Below are 9,260 nucleotides of genomic sequence, written 5' to 3' on the forward strand. Positions count from 1 at the left end.
AGAAGGTAATAACTGTCGCCTTAGACACCGATTGCGACGAGCCGTTCGAAAGACCTGTTGTTTCTCTAAGAAGCTCGATAATCACTTCAAAGTGTTTGATATGGTGTTCTTTTACATCAATTATGGTTACGTCTGATGCCGGCATACTTTTTAGAACACCACCAGGTATTTTTATTGAATGTCTATATAAATTAAATATCTAGATAAAAAGTAACTCGCTGTATGCGCGCTTACAAGCTTATGTTTTATGGATTTCTATCACTGCTATTGTTGGTAGCATAGCATAATCAAATAGTAAGACAGGTTGCTTTACGATAGTCAATTTGCAAGAAGACCCAGACCTGAAATAGCATTCTGCCGCTATAAATTAACAAGATATTTTGAATTGTATTTTACATGCTTTGCCATTTAAGCTATTGTTAATAAATAATTAAATAAGCACGGTTTATGTTTTCAATAAAATAAGACTGTGCTATAATTATGCCCTTTTTGGTATACCTGCGAAAGAGAGAATTCACATGGTTGTTATTCGTTTAGCACGGGGCGGTGCCAAGAAACGCCCATTTTATCAAGTAGTTGTTGCTGATCAACGCCGCGCGCGTGACGGTCGTTACATTGAAAACATTGGCTTTTTTAACCCGCTCGCTAAAGAGTCTGAAGAAGCAGTACGCCTAAACATGGAAGCGTACGATGCGTGGATCGCTAAAGGTGCACAACCTTCAGATCGCGTTGCTTCATTAGCAAAAGCTTATAACAAGTCTGCCGCTCAAACTGAAGCAACTGCTTAAGTTTGTACCGTCACTGAGGCGCTGATAGCTGGTCTATGGCAGTCTCAACAGACTTTAGAAAACATAGCGTAACTGGTTTGACCAGGGTGCGCCATTAACTGTTTATTACTTTTGATTGCGCTTAGCGCTGTTGATTGAGCTGTATTTACCCTTGTTCTTTAGTCATTGCTTTATCTATCATTGTTGTTTTAGTCATCGTTAGGTTAGCCGTTATGTCATCTGTTCCAAACGCTAGTGCACTTATGAAAATCGGCCAGCTAAAAAAGCCTTATGGCATTAAAGGCTGGCTGTGGGTATTTAGTGACACGGATGATCGCACGGCAATCTTTGACATGCAGCCTTGGTGGATGAAAACTGCTACTGGCATGAAGCCTTTAACTGTAAAGGCGTGGCGCGAGCAAGGGACGGGCATTGTCGCTCAATTTGAACAAGTCCCTGATCGTAACGTTGCAGAGACCATGAATGGCGTGACCATTTGGGTTGAGCAAAACGTTTTGCCAGAAACCGGTGAAGATGAATATTATTGGTCAGATTTGGTTGGCCTGCGCGTGATAAACGAGCAGGACGAAAACTTAGGCGATATTACTGAAATGTTTGAAACCGGAGCCCATGACATCATGCGTGTCGCGGCAACGTCAGACAGTTTAGATGCCGAGGAGCGCCTGATACCTTGGCATAAGCAAACGGTGATTGAGGTCGATTTGGCTGAGAAAACCGTGCTTGTGGCATGGCAAAGTGATTATTAATCGTAATTTCTTTTGATTGATAAAAACGTCATTCACGCAGTGTTTATGCAAGTAGAGATCTGATGTATTTTGCCGTGATTAGTATTTTCCCTGAAATGTTTGCCACGATTCGTGAGTTTGGAATCACGGGACGGGCAGTCACTCAGGAGCAAGTCACGATTGAATGCATCAATCCACGTGATTATACCACGGATAATTATCGCCGTATTGATGAGCGCCCGTATGGTGGCGGCCCTGGCATGGTGATGATGGCTGAGCCATTATCCCAAGCGATTGAGGATGCCCGCCTGCGTGCCAGTCAGCACGGTTGCCGTGTCGACAGTGCGCACTGTCCGGTGATTTATATGTCACCACAAGGACAGACGCTGAGCGAGATTAGGGTGGTCAGCATGACTGAGTATGACGGCATGATTTTATTATGTGGTCGTTACGAAGGTATTGATGAGCGCTTACTGACGCAGTATGTCGATATGGAAATATCACTTGGTGATTATGTGTTGACCGGTGGCGAGCTACCAGCAATGGTGCTCATGGATAGTGTGATACGTCGTCTGCCTGATATTATGGGTGATGATAAATCCGCTGAGCAAGACTCGTTTGTCGATGGTTTGCTTGATTGTCCGCACTATACCAAGCCGCATGAATTTGCTGGGTTGGCGGTCCCTGAAGTTCTACTTTCAGGTCATCATAGCAATATCGCTAAGTGGCGCTTTAGCCAACAGGTCGAACGTACGCAAGCGCGGCGTCCAGATTTATGGCAAGCGTTTACGCCAACGGTCGAGCAAGCAAAGTGGCTCAAAGCATTGGCAAAAGCAGATAAAAAATAGCGTTAATAGCGGTTAAAAACATAAACAGTTAAGCAATAATATTTTGAGCAACAATAAAACGTGTCATAGCATCATGGCCGTTGGTCATAACCCATTTACGTTGTAGTTATTATTAATCCAAGATATTAATAATAGCTATGATTCATTATTACAAACAGGTGATATGCGTCAAGCCTCTATTATCTAATGTGAGGAGATAACTCTCATGAGCAACAAGCATCCATTGGTTCAGGTCATCGAAAATGCGCAATTGATTGAGCGCCCAAGCTTTGCACCCGGCGATACCGTTGTGGTTCAAGTAAAAGTACGTGAAGGTGAGCGTGAGCGTTTACAGGCTTTTGAAGGCGTTGTAATTGCTAAGCGTAACCGCGGTCTAAACTCAGCGTTTACCGTACGTAAAATCTCAAGCGGTGTTGGTGTAGAACGTGCATTCCAATTGCATTCACCAATCATTGATAGCATCGAAGTGAAACGCCGTGGCGCAGTTCGCCGTGCGAAACTATACTACTTACGTGAGCGTTCTGGTAAATCAGCCCGTATCCGCGAAAAACTTGGTGCTCGTCCAGCTGCAAACAAAAAAACTGACGCTGGCGTACCTAAAGCAGTTGATACTGCTCCTGGTATTTAAGAACCAGTTTGCTTTGCTGCGCTTAGTCGTCTGATTGGACGCTTGATGCTTGGCAAGGCGAAAGTAGATACAAGCCCTTATTCATAGGTTTATTTATAAATAAGCGGGCCATACCAAAAAAGACAAAACCCCAATCTGTGCTTATGCCAGATTGGGGTTTTTGTTTCTGCCGCTTTTATTTAGGCTTTAATTGCTGCTTTCATGCTGTTTTCATTAAAGATTTGCGTGACATGTTGGCTTTCAATGTTTTAGGTCTCAATATTGTCTACGCGGCTGGTTTGGTCTTTAGACTTACTGTACTTACGCAGTCGAATATAAAGAGTCTTAGTAACAGTAGCGACGACTTTTTGTTGCTCATCGACGATATCGACGCTGTATTCACGAAAGACGGGCTCGCCATCCTTTGCCAACTCTTGAATAGCGATTACTTCAGCACTGCTAACCTTGATCCTTGCGGTGACTTTGCTCTTACCCGGCGCGATAAATTCAATATGTGAGCTTTTATCCCATACTACGTAGCTGCTGCCCAATTGGTGCATAAGCATCAGCATATAAAACGGATCTACCATCGAGTATAAGCTGCCCCCAAACTGGGTGCCGACGATGTTTTTGTTTAAATTATTTAAGCCCATGCTGACCACGCATAAACCTTGATCTAAATTCATGTGTTCAATCTTGATACCAGCGCCGATGTAGGGCGCATAAGTGTTGATACGCAGTTTAAGCAAGTAGGGCGTCAGTAATGGCATGATATTTTTTTTCGCGTTACGTTTAAGCGTTTCAAGTCTTTTAGGCAGTAAATTCATCAATATTTCCTATTCCCTTTTTAGATATTGCTAGTCTGATGGTATGAGTTATTTTTATTGTATTAAGTTAAGTATGACTGCAAGGATTGTTGCTTATAAGGTAAGTTTTCAAGCAATGAGTCATAAAAAGATATTTATCATAGTGAAAAACCATGAAGCTCGCCAGTTTTAAAGCGTAACGAAACGGCAAATGCGACGATAAAGCCATTATCTTGTTTGCATTCATTACCATTTTCTAAGTGTGAACGATTGAGTCATAAAAAATATTTTTCATAACGATGCGGGTAGTATCTTTTAATGGCGAAAGTCTCGCATTATCTTTAACGATGTCTTACAATAGCGGGATTTTGTTTTGGGCGGTTTAATATTTACTCGATATTAGGATAATAACGCCGCTCAAACCTCAGTTGACATAAGGAAATGTGATGAGTGGTACACAGCTTCCCACCTCAGGGCGCAACCCGCAGCAACCAATCTCTTCTGATAATGACGATTTGCAAAGCAGCTATGTAGAGTTACATAAGCCCAGCGCTAGCTTTAAAAATCGTAATGCCTACCTCAATCATGAACTGCAAATCATGCAACCAAAACGTTGGCGTGCTAATTTGCCGTTCCGCGATTATCGTTTTGAGTATGAAGATACGATTCCGGCAATGGCAGCGACCATCGGTAAAGTGGTGATGGTGGGCGCCATTGCTGCAACCTTTGCTGGTCCGCTTGGTTTGGGCGATGCCTTTGTGCTAGAAAACGTGCGTTATGAATTGCTTATCGTGGCGTTTTTTGTGATTTTATTCTCAGGCTTCCTGCTACCGACTGCTAACCTTGCTGGTACGCACGGCCCACTGATTCCACTGATTCCTATCGTCGTTGCCGCGGGTGGTCATCCGATGGCCTTTGGTCTACTAATCGGTGCTTTTGGTTTGCTACTTGCCATTAGTAAAGGCGGCAGTCTGCTAGCGAACTTGACCAGTAAAGGCGTGTGCGGCGGCCTACTGCTGTATTTGGGCTTTATCGGCACCACCTCCCAAGTCAAAAACCTATTTGCTTGGGCAGAGGGCATTGGCATGTCACATATTGCCTTTGTGGTGATTCTACTGACGATTATCTTATATGCACTGTTAGAGAATTATCAAAAACGCTGGCTTGCAGTGCCACTCAGTTGTTTGTTAGGTGGCGGTGTTGCCTTTGCGATGGGCGCGCCTTTTACCTTTAAAACCGCACCCGGCCTACCAAATATGAATCCAATGTATTGGTGGGGCGAAAATACTGGTTGGATGTTAGGCTTGCCGACTGTCGAAAGCTTTATCGTGGTGTTGCCATTTGCGGTGTTGGCCGTTGCTATGTGGTCGCCGGATTTTTTAGGTCATCAAGTCTTTCAAAAAATAAGCTATCCAAAACGTACTGAGCGCGTGCTGATGGATATTGATGATACCATGACCAGCGCCTCTATTCGTCAGGTGGCAGGCTCTGTGCTTGGCGGTGCTAACTTCGCTTCTTCATGGGGCACCTATATTGTACCAGCGGCAATTGCGAAGCGTCCTATTCCAGCCGGTGCGGTATTAACGGGATTATTCTGTATTATTGCTGGTGTTTGGGGTTACCCCATGGATTTAGCCATTTGGGAGCCGGTAATGTGTGTGGCATTGATTGTTGGTGTCTTTATCCCGCTACTTGAAGCGGGCATGGAGATGACCCGCGAAGGTAAAACCACGCAGTCTGCGGCGATTGTCGTCTTTGCTTCTGCCTTGGTCAATCCAGCCTTTGGTTGGTCGATTACTTTGGTACTGGATAACTTAGGCTTGATTGGTTCAAAAGAGCGCAGTGCCAGCTTAACAAAAATGAGTCGCTGGATTATTCCTGTGGTGACCTTTGTCATTTTAACCACAGTGATGGCTATCGTCGGCATGTTGCCCGGTATTCCAGCGCTTTTGCCAAACTTCCGTCACTAGATTTTTAACGTTTTCCATAAAAAGCCAGCCTCGATGCTGGCTTTTTTTATGACTTTGGTTAAGCCAATTTTAGGCTTGCAAAATGCCCGCTGTTGCCCCATAAATATGATATTACTTACGTTTTTACAGTGTGCTGTTTTTACTCTGTACTAACGTTAAAGCCCTAATTTAAGAGTCAAAAATTCTATGGTCAATGTCTCCGCATCGAGTCCCGTCGACGATAAAAAAGCCCGCCTAAAGCATTTAATCCAGCGCCTGCCAAATCTGCCAGGGGTGTATAAAATGCTGGGTAAAAATGGCGATATTCTCTATGTTGGCAAAGCCAAATCGCTGAAAAGTCGTGTCAACAGTTACTTTGCTAAGACCATTGACCATCCAAAAACGCGGGCATTGGTGGCGCGGATTCATAATATCGAAACCATTATTACTCGTAGCGAAACTGAGGCGCTATTACTCGAGCAAAACCTGATTAAAGAGCATCGTCCGCCTTATAATGTGTTACTGCGCGATGATAAATCTTACCTTTATGTGTTTATCTCAGCGGATAAGCCCTATCCAAGATTGGCTTATGGGCGCGGTAAGGGCAATCATCAAAAAGGTCGTTTTTTTGGGCCGTTTCCGTCGGCACATGCGGCGAAAGAGACGTTGGTGCTGATGCAAAAAATGTTCCAGATGCGCCAATGTACCAATACTTTTTTTAAACAGCGTAAGCGCCCGTGCCTTGAGTATCAGATTAAGCGTTGCCGTGCGCCCTGCGTGGGTTTGGTATCGCCAGAAGAATACGCCGAGGACGTCAATAATACCATTCGATTTTTAAAAGGTGATTCGAGTGACATTCATCAGACGTTAATTAAAAAAATGGAGAGCGCAGCGGAAGCCTTAGACTTTGAAAAGGCGGTCTTTTATCGTGATCAGCTCTCTATGCTGCGCGAAGTCCAAGCGAAGCAAGCCGTCTATACCGTAGAAGGTGAGGCGGATGTGATTGCGATTGCCAGTCAGGCGGGCATGACCTGTGTCAATGTGCTGACTGTGCGCGGCGGGCGTGTGCTTGGCGGTAAAAACTATTTTCCCGATATCGATAGCAGTGAGCCACTTGCCGATAATTTATCGGCATTTATTACTTCGTTTTATTTTCAAGTAACCGATGATTTGCCAGCTGAGATTATACTCAGCCATGAGCTGCCGGATCAAACAGCTGTTAGTGAAGCATTGATAACCCACTTTGGCAGTAAGACGGTCATTAAAACCAACGTTCGCGAGCACCGCGCTGAATGGTTAGATTTGGCCAAACTCAATGCCAATAATGCCCTAAAAACCAAGCTCGGCGATTATCTAGAATTGCATGCCCGCTTTGGGGCACTGAAAGACGTTTTAGCTGATGTCACCGATAGAACCATTGACCGTATCGAGTGTTTTGATATCTCGCATACCATGGGCGAGGCGACCATCGGTAGCTGCGTGGTCTTTGACCAAGGTGGTTCGCGTCGCCGTGATTATCGTCAGTATGCGATTCATGATATTCAAGGTGGTGATGACTATGCGGCGATGAAGCAAGTGCTGACGCGGCGTTATAAGAAGCAGCCATTGCCGGATTTATTGCTGATTGATGGTGGTAAAGGTCAACTTGGTATTGCTAAAGAAGTACTCACAGAGTTGGGAATTCTTAATGATACGTTGCTCATTAGTGTAGCAAAGGGTGAAGGGCGTAAAGCAGGCTTGGAAGTATTGCACTTTATCGATCATGAGCCGCTTGATTTGCCGATGGATAGCAAAGCGCTGCATTTATTGATGCATATTCGCGATGAAGCGCATCGGTTTGCTATTACCGCGCACCGTAAAAAGCGCGATAAACGCCGTTCCTCATCGGTGCTAGAAGTCATACCGGGGCTGGGTGAAAAGCGTCGCCGTGACCTGCTTAATCACTTTGGCGGTATGCAGCAATTGCTTGGTGCGTCGCAGCAAGAGCTGGCTGGCGTGCAGGGGATTGGTCCGGTATTAGCGAAAACGATTTATAAAGTGCTGCATGAGTAGTTTAAGCAGTATGGGGTAAATTTAAGTTTGTGCTCATAAAGCCCAACAATAAAAAAAGCTGTCTTAGAATTATCTAGGACAGCTTTTTTTATTTTAATAAACTACAATTATTATTCGGTATTTTCCCTTTTATAAGTCACAAACCTAAAATCTAAGCCACTTTTTTCATCGTGTTTTTGCTCAGATTCTGCTGCGGCTACAAACTCATTTGGCAGTTCGGGATAAAAGGCATCGCCATCTTTAATATCAGTATCGACATGCGTCAGCTCGATGCGGTCGGTATACATCATCGCCTCACTAAAGACCCGCTCGCCGCCAATCACCCAAATGGTATCAAGGTGCGCACCATGAGCAAGGCTGGCCGCTTGTGTCAGCGCATCGTCTAAATTATGCATCACATACGCTTTTTCACTACCGACCAAGTTATTTTGCTCTGCGTAGTCTAGTTGGGTCGTGATAATAAAGCTGATACGTTTTGGTAGCGGCTTGCTGCCCATCGACTCAAAGGTTTTACGACCCATGATGACGATACCTTGTATCGTGCCGTCACTTTGTTTGGTCGTCATATTTTTGAAATGCTGCAAGTCAGCTGAGATATGCCACGGCAGATCATTCCCTTTGCCGATACAGCGATTGCGACTGATAGCCGCGATTTGGGCAACTTCGGTATTGGCATAGCTCATAACCTATCCTTTTTATGGTCTTTTAAAAGTAAAGTTTAAACAGCAACCTTGGCTTTAATAGCTGGATGCGACTCATAACCTTCAACGCTGATATCGTCAAAGCTAAAGGCAAAAATATCTTTGATGTCAGGGTTTAGGGTTAAGGTTGGTAGCTCATATAGCGAGCGCGTCAACTGCAATTCAACTTGCTCACGATGGTTTTGGTAAATATGACAATCGCCGCCCGTCCAAACAAATTCGCCGACTTCTAAACCGCATACTTGCGCCACCATATGGGTAAGCAAAGCGTAGCTAGCGATATTAAATGGCACACCGAGGAATATTATAACCCCTAATTTATGCACAAGACGCCTAATAACATAGCCTTAATAGCTATAATAGCATTGTGCACTTTTAATTCTGCACAATATGGGTTATACATACAAGGTTATTATACCTGATTTTAAAATATCACTGCTAATAGAAGGTCTTGTTTATTTCTTTTAGTTGTACTAAGGCATATAAAACGTGATTGCTCCAACATTAAAACTCACCCTAAAGCCCTATCAATCAACGCATCGGTAAGCTGAACCTGTGTCTCTTGAGACTGCTGTAGCTTAACTTTTAACTGATCGCAAATAGCCATTAGTTCATCGACTTTAGCAACGATACGGTGTTGTTCAGCTAGAGGAGGTATAGGAATTAAAAATTTTGATATATTTCCCATGCTAAGATTAGCTCTTGCATTGTCGAGCCTTTCCTAAAAAGTGTGTAACTATCATTTAGATTGTAGAAGTACTTACACGAAATTTAGGAAAGGCTC

At 44.0% G+C, this 9,260-nt stretch carries 8 protein-coding genes and 3 pseudogenes; 7 read left to right on the forward strand and 4 right to left on the reverse strand.

Annotated elements, in window-relative coordinates; translation table 11 throughout:
- The 5 genes and pseudogenes from CXF58_RS00315 to rplS all read left to right on the forward strand — a co-directional run.
- A pseudogene (locus CXF58_RS00315) lies at nt 1-136 on the forward strand (IS1 family transposase); the annotation flags it as partial.
- A gap of 382 nt (nt 137-518) precedes the next feature.
- Entirely contained in the window at nt 519-788 is a 270-nt protein-coding gene (rpsP, locus tag CXF58_RS00320; protein WP_068403757.1) for a 30S ribosomal protein S16, read from the forward strand.
- 212 nt (nt 789-1,000) lie between these two features.
- Nucleotides 1,001-1,534 carry a ribosome maturation factor RimM gene (gene rimM, locus CXF58_RS00325; protein WP_068403756.1) on the forward strand — a complete coding sequence of 178 codons (534 nt, stop codon included), beginning with the start codon at nt 1,001-1,003 and terminating at the stop codon, nt 1,532-1,534.
- 62 nt (nt 1,535-1,596) lie between these two features.
- Nucleotides 1,597-2,361 (forward strand): tRNA (guanosine(37)-N1)-methyltransferase TrmD, encoded by a 765-nt coding sequence (gene trmD, locus CXF58_RS00330; RefSeq protein WP_102076226.1) that lies wholly within the window; start codon nt 1,597-1,599, stop codon nt 2,359-2,361.
- A 205-nt stretch (nt 2,362-2,566) separates the two neighbouring features.
- Nucleotides 2,567-2,989, forward strand: a complete 423-nt coding sequence (rplS, locus tag CXF58_RS00335; protein ID WP_068403752.1) for a 50S ribosomal protein L19 — start codon at nt 2,567-2,569, stop codon at nt 2,987-2,989.
- 248 nt (nt 2,990-3,237) lie between these two features.
- On the opposite strand, the gene CXF58_RS00340 is transcribed toward rplS, so the two are convergent.
- The gene (locus CXF58_RS00340) at nt 3,238-3,795 is read right to left on the reverse strand and encodes a DUF4442 domain-containing protein (RefSeq protein ID WP_068403750.1); all 558 of its coding nucleotides are present in this window, start codon (nt 3,793-3,795) and stop codon (nt 3,238-3,240) included.
- A gap of 425 nt (nt 3,796-4,220) precedes the next feature.
- Between CXF58_RS00340 and CXF58_RS00345 the strand changes: the two genes are divergently transcribed.
- Nucleotides 4,221-5,744, forward strand: coding sequence for a DUF3360 family protein (locus tag CXF58_RS00345; protein ID WP_068403748.1), 1,524 nt, complete (start codon nt 4,221-4,223; stop codon nt 5,742-5,744).
- A gap of 186 nt (nt 5,745-5,930) precedes the next feature.
- Nucleotides 5,931-7,775, forward strand: coding sequence for an excinuclease ABC subunit UvrC (gene uvrC / locus CXF58_RS00350; RefSeq protein ID WP_068403747.1), 1,845 nt, complete (start codon nt 5,931-5,933; stop codon nt 7,773-7,775).
- Between the two features lie 110 nt (nt 7,776-7,885).
- On the opposite strand, the gene CXF58_RS00355 is transcribed toward uvrC, so the two are convergent.
- The 3 genes and pseudogenes from CXF58_RS00355 to CXF58_RS00365 form a co-directional block, all read right to left on the reverse strand.
- Nucleotides 7,886-8,458: a dihydrofolate reductase gene (locus CXF58_RS00355; RefSeq protein ID WP_068403745.1), complete on the reverse strand. Its 573-nt coding sequence runs from the start codon at nt 8,456-8,458 to the stop codon at nt 7,886-7,888.
- 35 nt (nt 8,459-8,493) lie between these two features.
- A pseudogene (gene thyA, locus CXF58_RS00360) lies at nt 8,494-8,781 on the reverse strand (thymidylate synthase); the annotation flags it as partial.
- A gap of 206 nt (nt 8,782-8,987) precedes the next feature.
- Nucleotides 8,988-9,167, reverse strand: a pseudogene (locus tag CXF58_RS00365) (restriction endonuclease subunit S); the annotation flags it as partial.
- Nucleotides 9,168-9,260 lie beyond the last annotated feature (93 nt).

This window comes from Psychrobacter sp. Sarcosine-02u-2, assembly GCF_002836335.1.
GTDB lineage: Bacteria > Pseudomonadota > Gammaproteobacteria > Pseudomonadales > Moraxellaceae > Psychrobacter > Psychrobacter faecalis.